Genomic DNA, 21,187 nt, shown 5'->3' with positions numbered 1-21,187 from the left:
CCTCCCCTACGAAGGTGCTGGTCAGTGAGCCTAGTTGCGTACGTGCGGTGTGACTCGTCCAGGATGCTTCCGGCGCCGCACCAGGCAGCAGCGAGACCTTGTGAACCCGGGTTATCAGCCGTCTCGGTCGACCGGGTCAGACGCGGTGCCGGCGTCCAGGCCCAGGCCGTTCAACAGCTCGTCGCCGCTCACGGTCTCCGGCGCGACCACGGCATCGGACAGGAAGGTCTTGTTCGCCAGCAGCCGGTCGAGGTTGACGTCGAACGAGTCCCGGTCCGGGTGCAGCGCCATCGGCAGGTAGACGTGCACGTCCCGCTTCTGTCCGATGCGGTAGATGCGGTCGGTCGCCTGTGCCTCCTTGGCCGGATTCCAGTGCCGCTCCAGATGGATGGCGTGGTTCGCGCCGACGATCGTCAGACCGACCCCGACAGCCAGCGGAGACATGATGATCACGTTGAAGCCGTCCGCCTGCTCGAAGCGGCGGATGACGCTCTTGCGGGTCGCACCGCCGCCCGTCGAGGTCGCCGCCGTGTCGCCGTTGACCACGCTGACGGCCAGGCCGTAGCGCTGCATCATCCAGCCGGACAGCGCCCGCTGGACCCCCTTGTCGATGACGAAGACGATCGCCTTCTCTCCGCGGTCCCGCACCTCGTCGAGGATCTCCGCCGTGGCGTGTGTCCGGGCTGACAGCTGCAACGCGCTCTGGTCGCCGCCGAACGGACCTGGCGCCTGTGGATGCAGGCTCACCAGCCGCAGCCCGTGCAACGCCTTGAACGCAGCGCCCTGGACACCGCGGCCGAACGTCCGGAAGCGGTGCAGCACCTCGTCGTAGGCGTCGACCTGGACCTGGGGCATGGCATGCCGGACAGTGTGCAGATGCTTGGCCGGCAGCTCCTTGAGGTGGTCCTCCTTGACCCGGCGCAGCATGAACGGGCCGACCGCGGCGCGCAGGTCGCGACCGAGCTCACTCTTCTCGACACCCGATGCCGACTCCATCGGCTTGACCCACCGCGACCGGAAGTCGGCGGGTGTGCCGAGCAGGCCCGGCTGGGCGGTGTCGACGAGGGACCAGAAGTCCCCGAGCTCGTTCTCCACCGGCGTGCCCGTCGCGAGCAGCTTGAACCGCGCTCTCAGGCCCTTGGCTGCTCGGGCGGCCAGCGTCTCGGGGTTCTTGATCTTCTGTGCCTCGTCCATGACCACGACGCCCCAGTCCACCCGGCTCAGCGAGATCTGGTAGCGCTGAAGCGTCTCGTAGGTGGTCAGCACCAGCCGGTTCGGCATGTCGAGGCGAGTCGCACCGTGCTCCGGCCCGATCCGCAGGCTGGTCCGCTGCGCGATGACGTCGTCGCGAACCATCCCACGGGAGTCCAGGTCGTGCTCCCCCACCGCGGTCTCTCGTCGCGCACCGCGGACCCGGAACTGTTTGAGCCCTGGGCCCTGGAGCAGCACGACGTTGTCGAACGGCGACTCCGGGAAGACACGGTCCAGCTCCTCGAGCCAGTTCTCCAGCAGCGCGACCGGCAGGACCGCGAGCGTCGGACGGCCCTGACCGACAAGGCCGTGTCGCTCGTCGTCCTGCTCCGCGCGGAGGTACTCACGCAGGGCGACCAGTGTCATGAACGTCTTGCCCAGGCCCATGTCGTCCGCGAGGATCGCCCCCTGGATGCGCGCCGGGGCCTCACCGTCGGCGTCGAGGGTGCCGTGCATGAGACCGGTCATCCACTCGATGCCCTCACGCTGGTGCGGATACGGGTCCATGCGCAGGTCGTCGTAGGTGACGGCGCGCCGCGGCTGAGCGGCCCGCGCTGCGCCGCGCTGCTGCTCGGCGAGGTCAGTGGCATCGGCAACGATCACCCCGACCCGAACGGTGTCGCGCTGCTCCTCGTCCGGGCCGGAGAAGGCGCCGGCCAGGTCCGCTCCGAGTTGTTCGAGCTGGGCCCGCGACGCTTCCAGCACCTCACGCACCCGGCTTCGGTCGGCGATGTCGACCAGCCCGTCGTCGAGCGTGACGACGTCACGGCCGGCCTGCCAGGCCTCGTCGACCTTTGTCTCGATCTCGGCGTGCTCGGGCAGGGAACGCGCCTTCGTGGCGAGCGCCTCCGGGCCAGCTACCCCGTCCCGGGCGAGCCAGGATATGCCGCTCTCGCCGGCCTTGGCGAAGGTCATCGGCGCGATCCTGCCGATGCCCGTGACCCGGAACCCGAATCCGAGCTCGACATCGACCAGATCGGGGTCGAAGAAGTCGCCGGGCGCCTGGATGAAGTCGTCGACCTGGTCCGCGGCGATGTGGGCGTTCTCCCGGACCTCGCTGACAGCGGCGCGCTCGTGCTCGTCCAGCAGCACCAGGTCGTCCTCGATGCGCAGCACGCCGCCGTCGGCGGCGTCAGAGTCCAGGTGGTGCCAGCGGCGGGCAGCCTTGTCCGGGTCAACGCCGGCGCCGAGGTCCGGCTGGACGTCGAGGCCGCCGTCGGGCCGCTGCTCGACGATCAACCCGACACGATCGGGCCGGACCACCCGTGTACCGGCGAGCTGGCGCAGGTCGACGTCCAGGGCCGGGGACTCGCGTTCCGGCTCGTCCTTGGTGGCCCCGTCCAGTGCCTGACGCAGCTCGGCGAGCAACCGCACGTTGCGTGTCTCGGTGCGCTGCTCCGGTACGAGGGCAGCGTGCGCCTCGACGGCCCGGACCCCATCGAGCACCGCGGGCGCCAGGCGGTAACGCCGAGTCCCGACGTCGATGAACGGGCCCGAACGCCGTACCGGCTGCGCGTACCTGCCGTCCATCACCTGCAGATCGACAGCGAAGTGTTGGCCCGTGGTCGTCCCGCGGACCTGGCCGGCGATCGTCCCAGGGAATACCTCCGGAATCCCGAGGAAGGCGGCCTCGTCGGTGTCAAGGTTCGCGACGACGTCGTCGGGTACCACGTAGCCGTCTGTGACCGGAAGGGCCACCCCCTGTTCGGCCAGCGCTTCCAGCGCGAGGAGCTGCAGCCGTCGTCGCACCGGTCCGGTGCCGGTGCGGAGCGCTGACAGGTCGTCCGCCGTGGTGGTGAAGGCGACCATGCCGTCGCGCGGCTCGACGGCGAAGCCGGTGTCCTCCGGCTCGGCTGTGGTGCCGCTTCCTCGCAGCAGATTGCGCAGCTTCATCAGTTCCATCCCCTGGGACGGTGGGTCGTGGTGTAGGTGGTGGCGCCGTACAGCTCGCGCCGGCGTTGCTTCTCGTAGTCCTCGGCCGAGTACACGACCCGCGGGTCCACGCTCACTCCGATGCCACGGAGGAAGTCGAGCGCCTTGGGCTGCCAGATCTCGTTGTGCCGGTACTGCGTCTGCCGACCGTCGCCATGGATCTCGCGGTGGCGGGCGGGGACGGTGTCCTTGAAGTCGGTCAGCGAGTAGACGCGCCGACGAGGGTCGGTCAGGATCGGCAGGGGATCGCCCGCGTACAGGTAGATCTGGAAGTTGTGCGATCCCTCGACCACCGTGAATCCCTCGCAGGTGAGCACCACGACGGCGGTCTCGGCTGCATTCGTTCCCGTGTACCGAGCGGGGTGGACTGGAAGCCCTCCGGACCGGCGCGAGACACCGCGGCGCACCTCGTCACCGAGGATCAACCGCACCTCACGGACCAGGCCGCTCCGGTAGAGGCCGCTCAGGAACGTCGTGCGGGCGGGGAGCATCCGCCGCATCGCCTCGCTGCCGTGCGAGGTCGCGTAGGCGTCCAACGCGTCGAAGTACACCTGGAGGTCGGCACCGACCATCCAGCGCGCGGCCCGCTCGGTGAGTTCGGTGGGAATCGCCGACCACCAGCGGCGCCACTGCACGGTCTCTCGCAGCCGGGGGTCACCGCCAATCCCGGTGACCGCCTCCAGCCAGTCGGCGGACGGGTCCCGCGTGACAGGCTTGTCGCACAACGCCGTGAGCAGGCTGTGACCGAAGGACAGGTCGTCCTCTGTCTCGGCGGCCTTCACGGCCTCCCGGGTGACGTCAGCCAGGAAGGCGTGGCCGACGGCGGTGTGGTCAGCTCGGTCGATCTCGGCGAGGTAGTACTCGCGGCGGGCGAGGATGCCGAACCGGCCCTCCATCCCGGCGACACCGACCGCGCGGAAGTGGTCGTCCATGCTCCGACCGGTAGCGACGAGGTCCGCGGCCAGTGTGGCCGGCGACTCCGCAGTGAGCCAGTGCCCTGGTGCCCGAACGATCGCCCCGAGCGGGCCCGCCGTGTCCCCGTCGTCGGCCATGGCCTGGCGAGCCACCTCGTAGAGCGTCCCGCCGACAGCGGCAAAGAGGCCAGGACTGGCGGCGTCGAGCCGGTCGAAGACACGCCAGAAGAGCGCGGCGAGCACCGTGCCGGCCAGCCGGCTCGGCCGTTCGATCAAGCGCTCCCGGGCGGCGGGGAACAGCGTGGGCATCGACATCCAGGCGAGATCGTCGCCCGCCCAGACGGTGAGCAGCGCGCGCAGCACGCGCCGCTCCCCGAGGCGTTCCAGGACGGCGTCGAACGCCCCCTGCGCGAGCAGGCTCCGGATATGCGCGACGAGATCGGCGAACCGAGGCCCCGAGGACCCCATCCCCTGCCCGACGCCAGAGGCCTGTTGCGCGAGTCCTGACCAGCGGACCGCGTTGTCGGCGGGCCACTCCGGGGTGGAGAACCGCACGACGCGCTGGAACATGTCGGCCATCAGCCCTGTGCCTCGCCGAGGTCCGCCTCGTGCTCGATGATCGCGGCCAGGTCGTCGGCCGTCGGTCGCACCACCGTGAACCGCAGGTCGATGCGGCGGTTCTTCGCCCGGGCCGCTTCCGTGGTCTGGTCCGGACCGGTCGGCCGGGTCTCGCCGTAACCGGACACCGAGAACAGCGGTTGGTCGGCCTCGCTGCGCAGCTCCTTCAACGTGCTCGCGCCGGCGTCCGACTCCCAGAGCCGCCACAGCGAGATCGCTCGGAACGTCGACAAGCCCCAGTTTCCCGTTCCTTCCAGGCCTGTGAACGGCGCATTGTCGGTGTGCCCCTCGACGAACACCGTGTCCAGTGCCTTGTAGCGGTCGTCCTTCGCGACGACCTCGGCGACGACCTGACCGATCGTGAGTGCGGTCTGCTGCTTACCCTCCGCGATCTCGTACGAACCGGAGTCGAAGCCCAGCAGTGAGGTCGGGATACTGAGGACCGACGATGACTCGTCGACCTCGACCGGGATGCCACGCTGGGCGAGCTGCTCCTGAATCTCGAGAAGCATCTGCGCACGGACAAGCTCTGACTCGCGGACCGAGTCGATCTGCGCGGTGAACATCGCTTCCTGCTCCTGGACCGTCTTCTGCGCGACGACGAGGTCTTCCTGCTGATCCTGCAGACGGATGATCACCACCATCAGGGTCAGGATGAACACGAACAGCAGTGCCGACATCAGGTCCGAGAACGAGATCCAGTAGGGGCTCTCGCCCGCCTGCTCAGCCCTGCGCGTTCGTGACGTCCGACGGAACACCGGTCACCTCCCCTGCGCGTGCCACCTGCGTGTCTGCGGTGCGCGCCACAGGCTCGGGGGCGATCCGGGTGATCGCGGTGCCCAGCGTGTCGGTGTAGACACCCAGGCTTTCGTGGAGCCGGTCGAACTGGTTGCCGGAGCGGCTGGCCGACGACTCGAGCTCCTCCAGCAGGTCCGCGAGCGCACGGGTGACCCGGGTCATCTGGTCGGAGTAGTCACGGGTGTGGGTGTTCCACTCGGACATGCGGGTCTCGACCTGCTTGCCGACCTCGCGCTCGTAGTCGTTCAGCCACTCGTTGACCGACGTCGTCAGGGCCTTGAGCCGGTCCTGAAGCTCGGTGAAACCGCCGTTCACCTGGCCGGCGGCCTCCCCGATGAGCTCGGCCGCCGTGAGGGTGGTCGCCGAGAGCGACTCCAGCTGCTCACCGACCCGGGCGACCGTCGTGACCGCCGACGCCGTCCGGTCCCCCAGGTCGTCGAGCTTCTCGACGCCGTCGGCCACAGCGTCTCCGAGTGCACCCGCGGACCGATCGAAGATGTCAGCGGTGGCGCGAAGTTTCTCGGCTGCGGGCCCGAGACCGTCACTGACTTCCTTGATGCGCACCGCCGCGTGGTCCAGGTTCGTCACGACGCGCGGCAGATGCTCGTCGAGCAGCGCCACCTGGCGCGCAGTCGCCTCGGCCACGCCGTTGAGCGTGGTGGAGAGCTCGGTCGTGGCGTTCTCCAGCCGGGACGCGAGGCTGGTGCCCATAGCCCGGAACTCTTCGGTGAACTTTTCGACGAGTACCTCGAAGACCTCGCTCGACTGCACGGCGGCCTGAGCGTAGCCCTGGCCCATGACCTCCTGGAGCTTGTTGCCGATCTTCTCGCCCATGGCGTTGATCGCCTTGACCGACTCGTTGGTGTCCTGCTGGATGTGCAGCAGGGACTCTTCTGGCGAGTGGTTCTCGAAGAGCCCGTCGATCGTCCGCTGCAAGGCATCGATCCTGCTGTCGGTGCGCTGCTCGATGATCCGGTGGGTGATCGTGAGGACGACGCTGAAGAACACACCCCACAGTGACGTGACAAAGGCTGCTCCGGCACCTTCGATCAGCACATCGAGGCTCGACATCAGGTCTTCCAGGGACGCCCGCGAAGACAGACCCATGTTTCCGAGTCCGTACGCCAGCCCCGCAAAGGTGCCGAGCACACCGAGTGCAGTGAGGATCGACGGTGACGCGGTGAGAAACCGGTTGTGATGGATCTCGGGCGCCAACTCCTGGGTCCCGAAGAACATCTCGGCAGGCTGGGTGTTCCAGATTCGCCCGCCGTCGCTCGTTGCAACGAGTGTCTCGTCGAACTCGCGCCACGCATCCCGGATGTGCTGGTCCGACGAACCGTTCGCGACCTCGGCAAGCTCCCCACGCCGCCAGACCAGGTCGGCCTGCTCAAGGCCCGTGATCATCCGCTGCAGCTCGGCAATACGGCTCTTTGCGTTCCGAGCACCGAGCCACATCATCACCGCCGCTCGCACGGCGATCGCTCCGACCAGCAAACAGACGCCGATGGAGATCGGTGACGTCGGGACAAACGCCATGAGGGACGAAAACATCGCGGTGTGGCACTCCTTCTGTGGACACGTCCGCACACGGATCTGCGGGGTGGTGGACCAATCCTCAGGTCTGGCTCGGGACGCCCGACCCGAAATCGCCAGGGATGACGCAATGTCACCCGGGTGATTCGCACGCTTGCGGCGCCTCCGCCGCGCCAGCCTCGGCTGATTCGACGGAGCGCCGGCTCTCCGGGCACGTGGTCATGCGCGTCAGCCCAGCGTCACCTCGACGCCCCCAGAGAAGGCAGAGTCGTGCAGTTCCAGGCGGCTCAGCTCGACGTCCGCGGGGACGTCGAAGACCACGACGCCCTCCACCGAGTTCCCGGGGTTGATCTCGTTGAGGAACGAGTTGGAGTCGTCGAGGTAGATCGCCGCCTCGGTGTCTGCCGTGAACTCTCGGTTCTTCGCGTCGTACGCCGTGACGTTGTTGCCGTCGAAGTACTGCGACTCGTCACCGATGTTCTCCACCGTGAGGTGAACAAGCACGAACTGCCCCTGCGCTTCCTGGCTGAGGAACTCGTCACCGATCTCCTGTACCCCGGGTTCGACCTGGGTGACGGTGAACTCGAACTTGCCGTCGCGGACGGAGTCGCCGACTCCGGGCAGGGCAGGTTCCGTCGCGGGCTCCTCTGCCGCCTTCGTGGGCTCTGTGGCTGCGCCGTCGTCGGCCTTGTCGTCGTCGGTTTCCTGCTGCTGCACGACAGGGGCCTGCGCACCACCGGATCCTGAGTCGTCGCCACTCGTGAGCGCACTGACGATCCCTATCCCGATGAGCAGGCCAAGCACGGACAGCACGATCCCGGTGATCGCCTTGCCTCTCCCGACCTGCGGTGTGAGCCGACGGGCCCGACCGATGCCGACGATGCCAAGGACCAGGCCGACGATCGCGGGAACGAACAGCAGGCTCGTGATGATCGAGACGATGCCGAGCACCAGGCTGGCCGTCGCCGCACCATTCGTCGGCAGCACCGGCGCGTTCGGGTACGCCGGTGCCGGGTAGGTCGACGCGGGGCCAGCTGACCACTGTGCGGGGACCTCGCTGATGGGTTCCGGCCGCTGAGGCTCGGGAACGGGTGGGACGGACATGATGGCGCTCCTCTTTGGTGTGGTTCGAACGCACTCATCGAATCGACCGGCGCGACAGATGACGAGGTGTCGGCTGATAACCCCGGTTCTCCCGTCCATTCGCGCCAAGCGCTTCACCCGCCGGTTCCATGAGCCCCATGAGCGAACTCACCGAACTCGTCGGCCGCCGCCTCGCTGAGGACGGCGCACTGGACGAACCCGTGCGCCTGACGGTCCGCACCGCCCTGGACGCCGTCGACAGCCCTGTGGGCGGCCCACCGGACGGCGCCGCTGCGCCGACTCCCGATGATGCGAGCGCAGACGCGGCGGGTGGTGTCTACCTTGACCGGATCACTGTCCGGTCCTTCCGCGGGATCGGCCGTGAGACCCACCTCGAGATTCCCGCTGGTCCCGGCTTGACGGTGATCTCGGGACGCAACGGCTCCGGCAAGTCATCGTTCGCTGAGGCACTGGAGGTGGCGCTCACAGGCACCACCTACCGGTGGCGGAACCGCAGCGCTCAATGGCAGGGCCCGTGGCGCAACCTGCACTGCGATGCTCCGCCAAGGGTCGAGGTCCAGCTCCAGGTCGACGGCGGAGACAGGGGTCTGCTGGTCAACGAGTGGACGAGCGACGACTTCGACTCCCGGTCCACCGCTCTGACCGGCGACATCGGCGTCGGCAGCCCGCTCTGGGAGTCCGCGCTGGAGACCTTTCGCCCGCTGCTGACCTACGAGGAACTCGGCCAGGTTCTCTCCGCCCGACCGAGCGAGCTCTACGACGCCCTGTCTACCGTCCTGGGCCTGGGCCAGCTTGCAGATGCGATCAAGCACCTCGACTCCGAGCGCAAGAGGCTTGAGCAGCCGGCACGCGCGCTGAAGCAGTCTCGTGGCGACCTCCTCACCATCCTGGGCACTCACGACGACGGCACGGACCTGCGCATCACCCAGGCTGTCGCCCTGCTGCGGCGCACCATCCCCGACGCCGCCGCACTTCGGACCTTGGCGACCGGCACGGAGGCCACGCCCGGGGCGGGCATCACCACTCTTCGTGCACTCGCGAGCCTGAACAGTCTCAACGCCCCTGCGGCCGAGGCGGCCGCCTTCGAGCTGCGCGCCGCCGTCGCATCGTGCGCACAGGTCGCCGACGAGACCTCGGTCGCCCTGCAGCGCCGCCTCACGGTGATCCGCGCCGCCCTCATGGCGCACCAGCATGACGGTGACATGGCTTGCCCGGTGTGCGGGGTCGGAACGCTCGACACGGGCCGAGCCTCCATCCTCCGCACCGAGGCCGACGCTGCAGATGCCGCCCTCGGCAGGCTGGCTGCGGCGACGTCACGCCTCGACCAGGCCCGCGCTGCGGCCCGTGCCGTGATCCAGGGTGTGCCGGCCGTGCTGTCCGCGGCAGCAGACCCCGCTGTCGAGCGCGTACGGGACGTCACGCTTCGTGCCTGGTCTGAGTGGGCCGATGCCCCCGAAGACGACCTGGAGCTGGCCGACCACATCGCCACCCACCTGCCGCGCCTCGCTACGTCCGTCGCGCACGTACGCGCCGCGGCCGCATCAGCCCTGACCGCGCGCGACGACTCCTGGGCTCCACTGGCCAGCAGGCTCGGGAGCCTTGCCGACCTGGCGGACGAGGCGGCTGCTGCCAAGCCCGACGCCGACAATGTCAAGGCCGCACTGAGCTGGCTGAAGGCGAACGATCAGACCCTCAAGAACGTGCGGCTCGCCCCCATCAGCGAGCATGCGGCCCGCATCTGGGAGCTGCTACGGCAGGAGAGCAACGTCGAGATCGCCGGGCTGTCCCTGTCCGGCACCGCGACCCGTCGCCGAGTCACGATCGAAGCCACTGTCGATGGTGCGGATGCTTCCGGGATCGCAGTGCTCAGCCAGGGCGAGCTGCACGCCCTGTCCCTGGCACTCTTTCTCCCACGCGCCACCATGGAAGCCAGCCCATTCCGCTTCGTGGTGCTCGACGACCCCGTCCAGGCAATGGACCCCGCGAAGGTGGACGGGCTGGTCGAGGTCCTGGCCGAGATCGCCGAGACCCGGCAGGTCGTCGTCTTCTCCCACGACGACCGGCTGGCCGCGGCTGTGCGCCGCTCATCGGTCCGGGCGACGGTGCTGGAGGTGACCCGTGGCGCGTCGTCGGCCGTAGACGTGGTCAACACCTACACGCCGGCCAGACGGTTCCTCCAGGACGCCAGGGCGCTCTGCAAGGACCCGGGCCTGCCCGCGCCGACTCTGCGCAAGGTCCTGCCCGGAATGCTGCGAATGGCGGTCGAGGCCGCGGCCCGGGACCGCTACTTCGCGACTGCACTGGCCAACGGGGTCCCGCACCGCGTCGTCGAACGAGACTGGGAGCGTGCACACCGAACCCGGGAGCGGATCGGACTCGCTGTGGGCGGCGACGCGACGGCCTGGTCCCGGGCACCGGGACACGGCTACCGCAGAGCAGCCCTCGGCGTGGCAGGCGCCGGAGTGCACGAGGGGCTGCAAGGCCCTGCGGAGAGCGCGCTGGACGCTGTCCGCAAGACGATCGAGGACCTGGTTGGAGGCGTCCGATGAGCCGGGGTCGCTGGGCCGCCGACCTTGAGCAGGCCGAGCGTCTGATGCATGGCTCGGGCCCCGTGGGACACCAGTCGCTGCGCATGGTGTGCTGGCTGCTGCGGTCCGTGCTGGAGCAGACGTACTGCGAACTCGTAGATGCTCAGGGCGCGGCGCTCGGCAGTTCATCGAACAGGGCGGCTCTCATCTGCCTGCGGGCGTTGTACGAGGACACCGCGCCGGACCTCGCAGACGATGCGGAGTCAGCGTGGAACCGCCTGTCCCGTGCGGTGCACCACCACGCCTATGAACTGTCCCCCACCCTGGGTGAGGTGAAGGATCTGATGCGTCAGGTGACCGACGTGGCGGAGTTCGCAGCACGGCAGGGCAGATGAAGCAGCACGCAGGAGGAGGGCCGAGCGAGTGGTCGCGGTGCTGACCGACACCGCCTACGTCAAGCACCCCACTTTGGTCACGGACCGCCTCGAGTCAACGAAGAGCGAACGCGTCGTTGACCCGCTGGAGCGAGACGAAGCTGCCGTCGGTGATGCGTCGGCGGGTCTCCTGCCACTCGCGGATCACACGTCGCCGCCCGTCGGGATGCTCGGGCCAGTTGTCCCGTGTGACGGGAACACCCGAGTAGACCGGCTCGTAGCTCAGCCCGTGCAATGGCGCGGCCTCCGGATGCACGGTGGCAAGAACCTGGATCGCGCGACGGTGATACCACTTGGTCACCGCCGTAACGGGCAGGCCGAGCCGAACGGCCTCATGGAGGAACGCGGCCGAGCTCTGCACGTTCTGCCAGGTGTCTACCGACTCGGCCTCGACGCGAATCACGTCCTCGGGGACACCGCGCTCGATGAGCAGGTCGCGCAGTACGTGCCCTTCGACGATGCCGTTGTGCCGGTTGATCCCGCCGGTCACGATGATCAACGGGGCCAGACCCTGCCCGTAGCGGTCGGCGACGAGGTCGGCTGGCAGCGTCTGGTTGGTGCCGAACACGAAGTAGGCCGCCGGGCCGGTCGATGGCGCCTCGATGTCCACGAACGCCGTGATCTGCGGGACCCGTACAGGGCTGATGTCGGCGACGCTGAAGTCGATCCCGTCGTACGCCGAAGCTGCGCCGCCGGGCACCGGTGATTCCCCGCGGATGGTCACGTCCTGTTCCCTGAGTCGTCGGCGTCTGAACCCACTAACGAGGCCCCATGCTCCAAGTACATCGTGCGTCCGGCGAGCCATGCGGCATGCGCCTGCCGGATCCGCCGCTCAAGCCGCGAGATGACGTACTCCCCCAGCTTGCCGAGATCGACCCACTCATAGGCATCAAGCTCCACCCCGTCCACCCGGATCCGCGACTCGTCATCGCCGAGCGGACCGCAGTCGAACAGGTAGAGGATCGCCTGGGCCAGCACGAGCCACGGAGAAACACTCTTCTGGCGTGTCGACACGGACTGCCGCCGAACGCGGCATGCACGTCAGCCAGGTTGCGCCCGTCCTCCAGCCTTACCTTCCCGAATTGTCCGGTTGCTCGTACCCTCGTGAGGGTGACGGAGGCGGGGTTCGGGGGTTACCGGGGCAAGAGCGCGCGACGGCTGTGGGTATACGGCATCGCTTCCACGCTCGCCGTCATCGTGGGGATCGCCGCGGCGATCCTGCCGGAGTCGGTACCGACCTGGGTGCGGCAGACGATGGTCGCAGGCGCAGTCGTGGGCGGCGTCCTGGGCGCGACCCTTTTGGAACGCTGGTTCACTCTGCACGATCGGCACGAGGAAGCAGCCGATAGAGAGGCGCGCGACCGGCTCGCCTCCCAACAGCTCGGCGTGCGGCCGCCGGGGGACGAAGACGCGCCGGGCCGGCTACTCTCGCCTGTTCGAGACGGTGACGAACAGATAGTCCGGTTCGTCGGCCGCGACGACGTGCTTCAACAACTCGTCGACTGGTGCATCGACGACTACGACCCCGGCAGCCGCTCCCTGCGGGTACGGCTGGTGACCGGGGCCGGCGGCGTCGGCAAGACGCGCTTGGCGCATGAGCTGCAGAGAGCCATGCGTACGAACCACGGCTGGGAGTGCCGCAACTTACGCACCGGCGTCGAGCCGGAGGCCATGCAGGTGCTGCGCCGCGGCCACCGCGAGGCACCGGTTCTGTTCATCGTCGACTATGCGGAGAACAGAAGTGAAGGCGTCGCCGAGCTCCTGCGCCAGGCGAACAACGATCCCGGTGCCGTACGCGTCCTTCTTCTCGCACGGCGAGGTGGTCTGTGGTGGTCGGATCTGTGCCAGCAATCCGATGTCGGAGCGGTCGTCGGCAGATACGACCCGATCGAGCTCTCTGCTCGGGTCGTCCCGCACGATGCGGATGACGGGCACCTCGCAGAGCAGCAGAGAATCGTCGACGTCGCGGTCCAGGACTTCGCCGCCTTCCTCGGTAAGAGCTCTGCGCGCCTGACGCTGCCCGAAGTCGTGCCCGGTGCGCGAATGCTCGATCTGCTCTCCATCGCACTTGTCCATGTGCTTCGGGTCGAAGTCCATGCGCCTGACGCCGCGACCAGCCCGCGGCGCCCCCAAGCGGGCGTATCGATGCACGCCGTGTTCGATGAGCTGCTCCGGCACGAGGCACGAAGCTGGACACGATCGGCTGACGAAGCCGGTATCCCCAGCGACGGCCAGACACTGCGAATCCTGGTCGCCGCCGCGTGTCTCCTCGGCGCGGAGAGCCAGGACGAAGCCGAATTGCTGGTCGGCCGCGTCGCTCGGCTGTGTCCGCCCGGTACCCGTCTGGACCCCAGGGCGGCCGCACGCTGGTTGCGTGAGCAGTACCCGCCGAGCACCGGCTTCACGGACAGCTCGGACGACCTGGTCCTCGTCGGCGACCCCGGCTGGATCGGAAGCCTGCACCCGGACCGCCTTGCCGAGCACCTCGTCGTGTCGATGCTGACGGCCACCGACGCCAACGACACGACGCGTGCCTTGGTGAGCGCCGAACGGCGCGACGTCCTGCTGAGCGACCTGAGCGAACGCCAGGCCGTACGGGCCATGATCGTCCTGACGCGCGCTGCCTCCGATCCGTCACGAAGCCAGGACGACAGGCCGTCGAACAACTCCAGCTCGCACGGCCAGGATCATCGGCCCACGAGCGAATCCGATCCGGATCGTCTCGATCCACGCTGGGGCGACGACGTCGCGCGGCTTGCCCTGGACCTCGTGCGAGGCATCGACGTGAAATGGCGCATCGTCAGCGCCGTCCACGAGGTGCTCCCTTGGCCCGATCCACCGAGCGCGCTTCACGAGGTAGGTCACCACGTCGCTGAGCTCCTTGTCCGCGCGGTCAACAGCGATCGGCTCTTCGAGCGCACGGTCCGGACCGCTCACGCACAGCACGTTCTCGGGAACTGGACCTTCACACTTGGCTACTACGACAGGTCCCTGAGCGCGCGGGAAGAAGCGACACGCCTGTATCGGAAGCTCGCCCGATGGCGACCGCGCCGCTACTGGTCGGGCCTGACCAGGTCGCTGGACAACCTGGGCGACTCGTATGCCGTCCTCGGGCGCAACGACGAGGCGCTCGACGCTCGTCAGGAAGCAGCAGGAACCTGGCGCCAGCACGCACAGGTCGACGCCGTACGTCTTCTCCCGGACCTCGCGAAGTCGTTGCACAACCTCGGAGTTTCCTACCGAGACCTCGGCCATCCGCGCGAGGCGCTCGTGACGCACAGGGAGGCGCTGGCTGCCCGACGACGTCTTGCCGGGCAGCACGATCGCCACCGCGCCTCGCTCGCCCGGTCGCTCAGCTCCATCGGGCGCTGCCACACCGACCTCGGCGACACCGAGCAGGCACACTCTGACTACCTCGAGGCGCTGGAGCACTGGCGACAGCTGGACACGCAGACCCCGACTCGCTACGAACCAGATCTCGCGCTGACCCTCGGCGATCTTGGAGCCACGTACGGCCTGCTCGACCTTCCCGAGGCAGCGCTCGCCATGCATGAGGAGGCGCACGAGATCTGGCTCCGACTCGCCGCCCGGAACCCGGTCCGATTCGAACCCGGACGCGCGCGCTCCCTGACCAACCTGGGAGCCGCCTACGCGGACCTGGGCCGCGTGGAGGAGTCCGTCCGAGCACACGACGAGGCCATCGCCGTCTACCGAGACCTCACCCGAAGGTATCCGAGCCGGCGCGAGCAGAACCTCGCCTGGAGCCTCGGAAATTCCGCGGCCTCACTCGTGATGTGTGGACTCGACGACCTCGCTCGGGAGCAGTTCGCCGAGGCGGTCGAGCTGTATCGGCGTCGTTATGAGACGGGCATGCGGACAGTCCTGTTCGTCACCGCCTACCGGTCCACCTTGAACGGGTACGCGACCCTGCTGGCCCGTGCCGGACAGCACGACCGGGCTCGCGAGCTCTATGACGATGCGGAACCGATCGATCAGTTCCTCGCCAACCTCTGACCCCTGTCGCTCACGTGAGCGGCACGACCACCAGAGTCTTGTCATCGTGCCGCTTCGAGCGCGCCCACCGGAGTCCGTCCGGGTCGGCAGCCTCTGCGGCATGAAGATCGTGGAGAACCCGGTCCGGGCCGTGTTCCACGGTCTCGGTGTAGAGGTCCCACCACGTCCCGGCCCGGGGATGCCGGTCCGGGTCCACACCGTCCGTCGCAAGCAACAACCCGGTCAATCCGGCGCGTTCGACCGTGCCGACGACACCCTGGTAGGCGGCGGCCGGATCAGTACCAGCCACGTAATAGCCGCCGGGCCGGTTGCGCCACCGTGCCTGGACCTTCTGAAGTTCGATGAGCAGGTCGCGATGCGCCTCGTCGAAACCGTGTCCGTCCGCGATCCGAGCGCGATACTCCGCCCGCATCTGACCGACCGCGTCGCCTACCTCGTCGTCGAAGTAGACGGACTCGGTCCCGTCCCTGTGCAGCAAAGCGATGGTGCTGTCGCACAGCGCATACGTCTCGACGGTGTCCCCTGACCAACGTGCCACCGCGACCGTGCACGTCGGACTCGTCTCGGGGACGAGCTGGTCCGCGTCGCGGACCTCCGCGATGGCGCCCGCGACCAGATCAGGGATCGGTTTGCCACCAGGAACAGTGCGGGCCAGGACCTCGCCGATCCGCCCAGCGAACCAGCCTGGATCGTGCGAGCGGTCCCCGGCGACCGATGTGGCGCCGTCGAGCACAACCGCGAAGCCTTCACCCGCCACGTAGCGGTCCTGGTTGTTGGAATTGCCGGCAAGGGTTGCTGCGAGCAGAGTCACCCGCAGACCCTAGACGGCCGCGAGATCCCTGGTCGAAGAAACTACCGGTTCGGGTACTGGCTGCTCCAGAGGCCTCGGTTGCCCTCTGTCGCAGAAGACCGTCACGTACGCAGGCTGCGTCGTTTGAGCTGCCAGAGCCGCATCGAACGCGACCCGCAATCTCAACGCCAAGGGCTCGCTCGTCCGCTGCCGAGCTTCGTCAACCGACAGAAGCTGCACTGATCTGATCTCGTTCTCGTTGGCGCTCCCAAGGTGCTCACGCTCAGATTCGCTCAGTGAACCCCCGTCAAAGATCCAGAGCAGCCCTTCAGGTACTCCATCTGGCGTGCGAGGAACGTAGTCAACAACGAGAACCGGCATATTTTGCCGAACCAGACCGAGCTCTTCCTTCAGTTCGCGCTCGGCAGCGACCCACGGTGATTCGTCCGCTTCCACCACACCGCCTGGAATCTCCCAAGCGTCCTTATAGGTCGGCTCGACAAGAACGATCTCGTCCGCATAGCGAAGGAGCACGCCTGCCGCCATTCGCTTGTGCGGCAATCTCCGCAGGTAGTCCTCACGGGAAAGATCTTTCACAGGAGTTAATGCAACACCCACTTTGCGCCACCGCAACTTGGGGCCGGAGCCGCGCACCATCAAGAGAAGCGGTTGCAGCAGTCGAGCAAGGCTCGACGGCTCAGTCAGGCGCCTCAGCCAACCGGTCAAGCGCGCGAGCGTCGCGGGGGGAATCTCCCGTGAGAGTTCAACCACCTGCATGAAGATACTCCCAAATCGGCACTTCTGAGACCACCCGGTCTCAGCCGTCACCAGAACCTCACCGTCCCCCGATACTCCCGTCCCGCCGGTAGTCGGCCCCGCCCACCAGCGCCTCCGACGTCACCTGAATAACGCTCAGCCCGCTGGCCTGCTCCGTCACCGTCACAGGATGGCCCCGAGCCTCGAGCGCGGCCCGCAGCGCCGCCACGTCGTAGTCCAGCGTCACACCCGGTATCGGCGGCTCCAGCGCGGTCGAGCCGTTGTTGTTCTGGACGTGCGGCACGTTGATCGCCTGCTGCGGATCCAGCCCGAAGTCGATCACGTTGACGATCGACTGGGCGGTGTAGCCGATGATCCGAGAACCGCCCGGGGAGCCGGTGACCAGCTCCAGCCGGCCCTCGGCGTCCCGCACGATCGTCGGGGACATCGAGCTGCGCGGCCGCTTGCCCGGCTGCACACGGTTGGCGATCGGCGTGCCCTCGGCGTCGGCCGCGGCGAACGAGAAGTCGGTCAGCTCGTTGTTGAGCAGGAACCCGCCGCCGTCGACCATGACGCCGTTGCCGAAGCCGCTCTCGACGGTGGTGGTCATCGACAGGGCGTTGCCGTAGCGGTCGACGACCGAGACCTGGCTGGTACCCGACTCGTTGGACTCGGTCTGCGGCGCCGCCGGGTCGAACTCCCCCGGTGGGACGCCTGCCTCGGCCGTGCCCATGTCCTCGTCGGTGATCAGCCCGGCCCGCTCGGCGAGGTAGTCCGGGTCGAGTATGCCCTCGGCCGGCACGGTCACGAAGTCGGCGTCGCCGACGTAGAGGTTGCGGTCGGCGAAGGCCAGGCGCCCGGCCTGGGTGAACAGGTGCACCGCATCGGGGTCGAGCGGGTCGGAGCCGAGGTCGAAGTGCTCAGGATGCCCAGCATCTGCCCGACCGCCAGCGCGCCGGAGGACGGCGGGCCCATGCCGCAGACCTCGTGGCCGCGGTAGTCGCTGCACACCGGCGACCGCTCTGCCACCTCGTAGTCGGCCAGGTCCTCCAGCGTCATGTCACCGGGGAGGTGCGGGTCTTCCCGCACCGCCTCGACGACCGCCTCGGCGAGCTGGCCGGTGTAGAAGCCCTCTGCGCCCTCGTCTCGCAGCGTCCTGAGGGTGTCCGCGTAGTCGGGGTTGCGCATCCGGGTGCCGCCGGGCTTGGCCGCGCAGTCAGTCTCGGACCCGTTGGTGAAGTACTCGAACGCCACCGGGTCGCGAAAGAAGAGCCGGTCGCTGCAGCTGTCGTTCTCGGCCAGGTAGGCGTCGACCAGGGCAGCGGTCCGGTCGGTCATCTCGTAACCGCCCAGCGCCAGGCGCATCCCCGGCGCGAACAGCCGCTGCCAGGGCAGCGTGCCGTGCTCGGTGTGGATCTCCTCCATCAGGGCGGGCGTGCCCGGCACGCCGGCCGACAGCCCGCTCTGCCAGGCGTCAGTGAACGACAGTCCGGCGAACCGGTCCTCGGTCGCGGCCAGGGGCGCCTTCTCCCGGCCGTCGTAGGTGGTGGCCTCGCCGCTCGCGCCGTCGTGCCACACGACGAACGCCCCACCGCCCAGGCCGCTGGACTGGGGCTCGACCAGACCGAGCACCATCTGCGCCGCGACGGCCGCGTCGGCTGCGGTGCCGCCGTTGCGCAGCACCTGCGCGCCTGCCCTGGTCGCCAGCGGGTTGGCCGTCACCACCATCTCCTGAGCGGTGGTCACCGCCTCTGGAACGGTCGCTGCGTCCGGAACCGTCTGCTGCTGCGCGGCCACCGGTGCCGCGGCCGTAGCGGCCAGGGCCACCGCGACGGTCAGCGCGCCCAGGCCTCGCCTCGATCGGACTCGCATGGGCCCTCCGAGCCGAGTCACTGGGCCGGCTCGACGAGCAGGTCGCGCCGGGTATCGACTCGCAGCTTGCGAAGAACGCTGCGCATATGGGTCTTGACCGTCGACACCTCGATCGTCAGGCGTGCCGCGATCTCCGGGTTGGTGAGACCGTCTACCACCAGGCCGAGGATCTCCTCCTCGCGCTCGGTGAGCGGTTCCACGGCGTCGAAGGTCGCCGCTGCGGTCTGCGGCGTCGGGCCGGATCCCACGAACAGCGCCTGCCGACCGGCCTTCACCTGCTGCAGGGCAGCGATGAAGACGTCGCTGGCTGCGGTCTTGCTGATCAGCGCGTCGGCGCCGGCCAACATCGCGACCTGGACGTCGACCGTCCTGGTGAACGACGTGAAGACCACCACCCGTGCGCTGCACACGCTCTTGATCGACCGGCAGAGCTCGATGCCGCTGCGGGTGCCGCCGAGCCTGACCGGCACGACCACGACGTCCGGCTGCAGCTCGCGAGCGCACTGCACGGCCTCGGCCGCGGTCGCCGCCTCCCCCACCACGTCGATCGTTGGGTGGTCGGTGCAGATGGCACGCAGGCCGTGCAGCACCACGGGATGATCTTCGACCAACAGGACCCGCATCCGAGCGTTCATATCCTGTGCCCTCTCTCTGGATCAGGCCGTCGTGCCGCTCGCCGGAGCATAGCCGCTGCACGGTTCTTCCGCGCTCGAGCGATGACTGGCTGTGCGGCAGAGATCAGGCTGTGCGCAACGTGCGGTGGTGCCTCGCCGGCCGGCCGTCGTACCGGTCGGGGCTCAGCCACGCGTCCTCGGCCGGCTCGACGTCGTCGACGACGGCGTCGGTGATCATCCGGGCGGTGACCGGAGCCAGGATCATTCCCCACATCCCGTGTCCGGTGGCGACCGAGAGGTTCTGCACCGTCCTCGATCGGCCGATGACCGGCACTCCGTCCGGGGTGCACGGCCGCTCACCGGCCCAGCGGTCGACGACGGCGGCTCGCTCGAGCCCCGGGAGCACGCGCGCGGCCACGGTCTTCAAGGCTTCCGCTCGGCCCGGATCCATCGGTCTGCGCTCGTCCCCGAACTCGATGGATCCGCACACACGGACACGGTCCGCGAGCGGCGTCACGACGACGCGGTGCTCCTTGATGCGAACGGGCATCGCGGGGGCATGGTCACCGGCGGCGACGTCGATTACGTAGCCCCGCCCACCACGTAGCGGAAGGTGCAGACCGACCTGAGCGGCCAGCGTCGCCGACCCGAGCCCGGCCGCGAGGACCACGTGATCGGCGAGGAGGGTCATTCCCTCCGCCGCGACCCCGACGACCCGCCCGTGCTCCGTCAGCAACCGCTCGGCCGCCGTGCCGAAGAAGACGTCGGCGCCATGGCGGCGCGCGTCGTCCAGCATGGCCTTGACGAAGCTGCGGCTCTCCAGCGTCCACTCCTCGGCGTCGTGGGCCCCCGCCGCGACCGGCGCCAGCGCCGGTTCGATGGCTTGCAGCCGTTCGAAGGAGAGCAGGTCGGCACGCCGGCGCCGCGGTGGCCGGAGGTAGACGTCGATGGCCCCCGTCTTGCGCAGCGTCGGACTGAGGCCCTCGTCGGCCAGCAGGCAGTGGAGCCGGGTGCTCTCGGCCGCCAGCCTGCTCAGCCGCTCCCCGGCCAGGTGTGCACGGCGAGGGGCGGCAGATGCCACCAGGCTCCCGGCCCACGGGACCAGGCTCGGATCGGGCTGCATCCGCACGGCCGGCGGGCGGCGCAGCATCTGGACCGGGGCCTCGCGGAGCAGTGCGGGCGTCGCCAGCGGCGTCACATGGTGTGGCGCCACGATCGCGGCGTTCGCGTACGAGCAGCCGCCGCCGATCCCGGGCGCGCTGTCGATCAGTGCGACCCCGACGCCGCGGCGGGCGAGCTGCTGAGTGATGGTCGCTCCCACCACGCCTGCACCGACGACGACGCAGTCGACGTGGTGGACGCGCGGCAGGGGGATGCGGGACTCCATGCCCCGACCGTAGATATCGGGTACCGGTCTGCGCCTCCTCCCTCAGTGGGGAGATCTGTGACGGTCATCCGCCGCACCAAACCCTGCCGGAAATGACCGACCGTCGTTAGCATGACCGGATGGCTCGATGGCGGTTGCCCTGGCGTCTGACCGGATTCTCGACGCCAGTCGTAGGGGTGCAATGGGAGCACCGCGACGGCGACCGCGAAGTGGTGCGCCGAGTGCTGAACGCGCTCGAAGATCGACGGCTCCTCTTCGCGGAGTACGGTGCCGAGTCACCCGATCATTGCGTCGCCTCAGCGATCCAAGTTCGAGGCATCCTGACCGATGCAGTGAACACACGTGGGATCAGCGACCGCTTGGAGCTGGCCCTGAAAGACATCCGTGCGGTGTTCACCGCATTCGTGGACGCCATGCAGAGCGAAGAGGCGCGGAGCCACGGAGTGAACCACTTCGAGTTCACCGCGGCACTGGCAACTCTGCGGTCGCTCGTAGGTGAACGCCTGGCTCCGCTGTGTGCGGAGTACGAGATCGAGATCGTCGGAAGACTTCGGCTGATCGTTCCCGACAGCTCGAACTGGTTCTTTCTGAACTTCAACCACGGCCGCGACGACTACGGGTTCGTCAGGGAGACCTGACCGG

The 21,187-nt window shown here is 68.5% G+C and carries 14 protein-coding genes and 1 pseudogene; 4 read left to right on the top strand and 11 right to left on the bottom strand.

Annotation, left to right across the window (positions count from 1 at the left end; all coding sequences use genetic code 11):
- Nucleotides 1–114: 114 nt before the first annotated feature.
- The 5 genes from AB0F40_RS19540 to AB0F40_RS19520 form a co-directional block, all read right to left on the bottom strand.
- Nucleotides 115–3,144, bottom strand: coding sequence for a DEAD/DEAH box helicase (locus AB0F40_RS19540; protein ID WP_357471239.1), 3,030 nt, complete (start codon nucleotides 3,142–3,144; stop codon nucleotides 115–117).
- The gene (locus AB0F40_RS19535; protein ID WP_357471236.1) at nucleotides 3,144–4,676 is read right to left on the bottom strand and encodes an EH signature domain-containing protein; all 1,533 of its coding nucleotides are present in this window, start codon (nucleotides 4,674–4,676) and stop codon (nucleotides 3,144–3,146) included. Before AB0F40_RS19535 ends, AB0F40_RS19540 begins: the two co-directional genes overlap by 1 nt.
- A complete protein-coding gene (locus AB0F40_RS19530) occupies nucleotides 4,676–5,473 on the bottom strand; it encodes an OmpA family protein (protein WP_357471233.1) in 798 nt (265 codons plus the stop codon). The genes AB0F40_RS19535 and AB0F40_RS19530 overlap by 1 nt, the downstream gene beginning before the upstream one ends.
- Nucleotides 5,439–7,064, bottom strand: a complete 1,626-nt coding sequence (gene zorA, locus AB0F40_RS19525) for an anti-phage ZorAB system protein ZorA (RefSeq protein ID WP_357471230.1) — start codon at nucleotides 7,062–7,064, stop codon at nucleotides 5,439–5,441. The genes AB0F40_RS19530 and zorA overlap by 35 nt, the downstream gene beginning before the upstream one ends.
- Nucleotides 7,065–7,274: 210 nt before the next feature.
- Nucleotides 7,275–8,150, bottom strand: a complete 876-nt coding sequence (locus AB0F40_RS19520; RefSeq protein WP_357471228.1) for a DUF4352 domain-containing protein — start codon at nucleotides 8,148–8,150, stop codon at nucleotides 7,275–7,277.
- Between the two features lie 137 nt (nucleotides 8,151–8,287).
- On the opposite strand from AB0F40_RS19520, the gene AB0F40_RS19515 reads away from it, so the two are divergent.
- Together AB0F40_RS19515 and AB0F40_RS19510 are read left to right on the top strand one after the other, a co-directional pair.
- A complete protein-coding gene (locus AB0F40_RS19515; protein WP_357471225.1) occupies nucleotides 8,288–10,699 on the top strand; it encodes an AAA family ATPase in 2,412 nt (803 codons plus the stop codon).
- Nucleotides 10,696–11,073 (top strand): hypothetical protein, encoded by a 378-nt coding sequence (locus AB0F40_RS19510; protein ID WP_357471222.1) that lies wholly within the window; start codon nucleotides 10,696–10,698, stop codon nucleotides 11,071–11,073. Before AB0F40_RS19515 ends, AB0F40_RS19510 begins: the two co-directional genes overlap by 4 nt.
- 94 nt (nucleotides 11,074–11,167) lie before the next feature.
- On the opposite strand, the gene AB0F40_RS19505 is transcribed toward AB0F40_RS19510, so the two are convergent.
- Nucleotides 11,168–11,836 carry a YdcF family protein gene (locus AB0F40_RS19505; protein WP_357471219.1) on the bottom strand — a complete coding sequence of 223 codons (669 nt, stop codon included), beginning with the start codon at nucleotides 11,834–11,836 and terminating at the stop codon, nucleotides 11,168–11,170.
- Nucleotides 11,837–11,922: 86 nt separating this feature from the next.
- Here AB0F40_RS19505 and AB0F40_RS19500 point away from each other — a divergent pair, with 86 nt between their 5' ends.
- Nucleotides 11,923–15,126 (top strand): tetratricopeptide repeat protein, encoded by a 3,204-nt coding sequence (locus AB0F40_RS19500; RefSeq protein WP_357471217.1) that lies wholly within the window; start codon nucleotides 11,923–11,925, stop codon nucleotides 15,124–15,126.
- A gap of 10 nt (nucleotides 15,127–15,136) precedes the next feature.
- On the opposite strand, the gene AB0F40_RS19495 is transcribed toward AB0F40_RS19500, so the two are convergent.
- The 5 genes and pseudogenes from AB0F40_RS19495 to AB0F40_RS19475 form a co-directional block, all read right to left on the bottom strand.
- The gene (locus AB0F40_RS19495) at nucleotides 15,137–15,937 is read right to left on the bottom strand and encodes a protein phosphatase 2C domain-containing protein (RefSeq protein WP_357471214.1); all 801 of its coding nucleotides are present in this window, start codon (nucleotides 15,935–15,937) and stop codon (nucleotides 15,137–15,139) included.
- A gap of 9 nt (nucleotides 15,938–15,946) precedes the next feature.
- On the bottom strand, nucleotides 15,947–16,744 hold the full coding sequence (locus AB0F40_RS19490) for an NUDIX hydrolase (RefSeq protein ID WP_357471211.1): 798 nt from the start codon (nucleotides 16,742–16,744) through the stop codon (nucleotides 15,947–15,949).
- A 7-nt stretch (nucleotides 16,745–16,751) separates the two neighbouring features.
- Nucleotides 16,752–18,307: pseudogene (locus AB0F40_RS19485) on the bottom strand (gamma-glutamyltransferase family protein).
- A 254-nt stretch (nucleotides 18,308–18,561) separates the two neighbouring features.
- Nucleotides 18,562–19,167: a response regulator transcription factor gene (locus AB0F40_RS19480; RefSeq protein WP_357471209.1), complete on the bottom strand. Its 606-nt coding sequence runs from the start codon at nucleotides 19,165–19,167 to the stop codon at nucleotides 18,562–18,564.
- A gap of 115 nt (nucleotides 19,168–19,282) precedes the next feature.
- Entirely contained in the window at nucleotides 19,283–20,545 is a 1,263-nt protein-coding gene (locus tag AB0F40_RS19475) for an FAD-dependent oxidoreductase (RefSeq protein ID WP_357471206.1), read from the bottom strand.
- 119 nt (nucleotides 20,546–20,664) lie between these two features.
- Between AB0F40_RS19475 and AB0F40_RS19470 the strand changes: the two genes are divergently transcribed.
- Complete coding sequence (locus AB0F40_RS19470; RefSeq protein ID WP_357471203.1) at nucleotides 20,665–21,183, top strand: DUF6650 family protein; 519 nt, start codon at nucleotides 20,665–20,667, stop codon at nucleotides 21,181–21,183.
- Nucleotides 21,184–21,187: the final 4 nt, after the last annotated feature.

The sequence above is a fragment of the Promicromonospora sp. NPDC023987 genome (genome assembly GCF_040639055.1).
In the GTDB taxonomy this organism is placed as follows: domain Bacteria; phylum Actinomycetota; class Actinomycetes; order Actinomycetales; family Cellulomonadaceae; genus Promicromonospora.
This window is presented reverse-complemented; position numbering and strand designations above follow the sequence as displayed.

Excerpts from the sequence above, each read along its gene's own strand:
- AB0F40_RS19535 (WP_357471236.1), bottom strand. The coding sequence starts at position 4,676 with ATGGCCGACATGTTCCAGCGCGTCGTGCGGTTCTCCACCCCGGAGTGG.
- AB0F40_RS19520 (WP_357471228.1), bottom strand. The coding sequence starts at position 8,150 with ATGTCCGTCCCACCCGTTCCCGAGCCTCAGCGGCCGGAACCCATCAGC.
- AB0F40_RS19540 (WP_357471239.1), bottom strand. The coding sequence starts at position 3,144 with ATGAAGCTGCGCAATCTGCTGCGAGGAAGCGGCACCACAGCCGAGCCG.
- AB0F40_RS19515 (WP_357471225.1), top strand. The coding sequence starts at position 8,288 with ATGAGCGAACTCACCGAACTCGTCGGCCGCCGCCTCGCTGAGGACGGC.
- AB0F40_RS19475 (WP_357471206.1), bottom strand. The coding sequence starts at position 20,545 with ATGGAGTCCCGCATCCCCCTGCCGCGCGTCCACCACGTCGACTGCGTC.
- AB0F40_RS19500 (WP_357471217.1), top strand. The coding sequence starts at position 11,923 with ATGCGCCTGCCGGATCCGCCGCTCAAGCCGCGAGATGACGTACTCCCC.
- zorA (WP_357471230.1), bottom strand. The coding sequence starts at position 7,064 with ATGTTTTCGTCCCTCATGGCGTTTGTCCCGACGTCACCGATCTCCATC.
- AB0F40_RS19470 (WP_357471203.1), top strand. The coding sequence starts at position 20,665 with ATGGCTCGATGGCGGTTGCCCTGGCGTCTGACCGGATTCTCGACGCCA.
- AB0F40_RS19480 (WP_357471209.1), bottom strand. The coding sequence starts at position 19,167 with ATGCGGGTCCTGTTGGTCGAAGATCATCCCGTGGTGCTGCACGGCCTG.
- AB0F40_RS19510 (WP_357471222.1), top strand. The coding sequence starts at position 10,696 with ATGAGCCGGGGTCGCTGGGCCGCCGACCTTGAGCAGGCCGAGCGTCTG.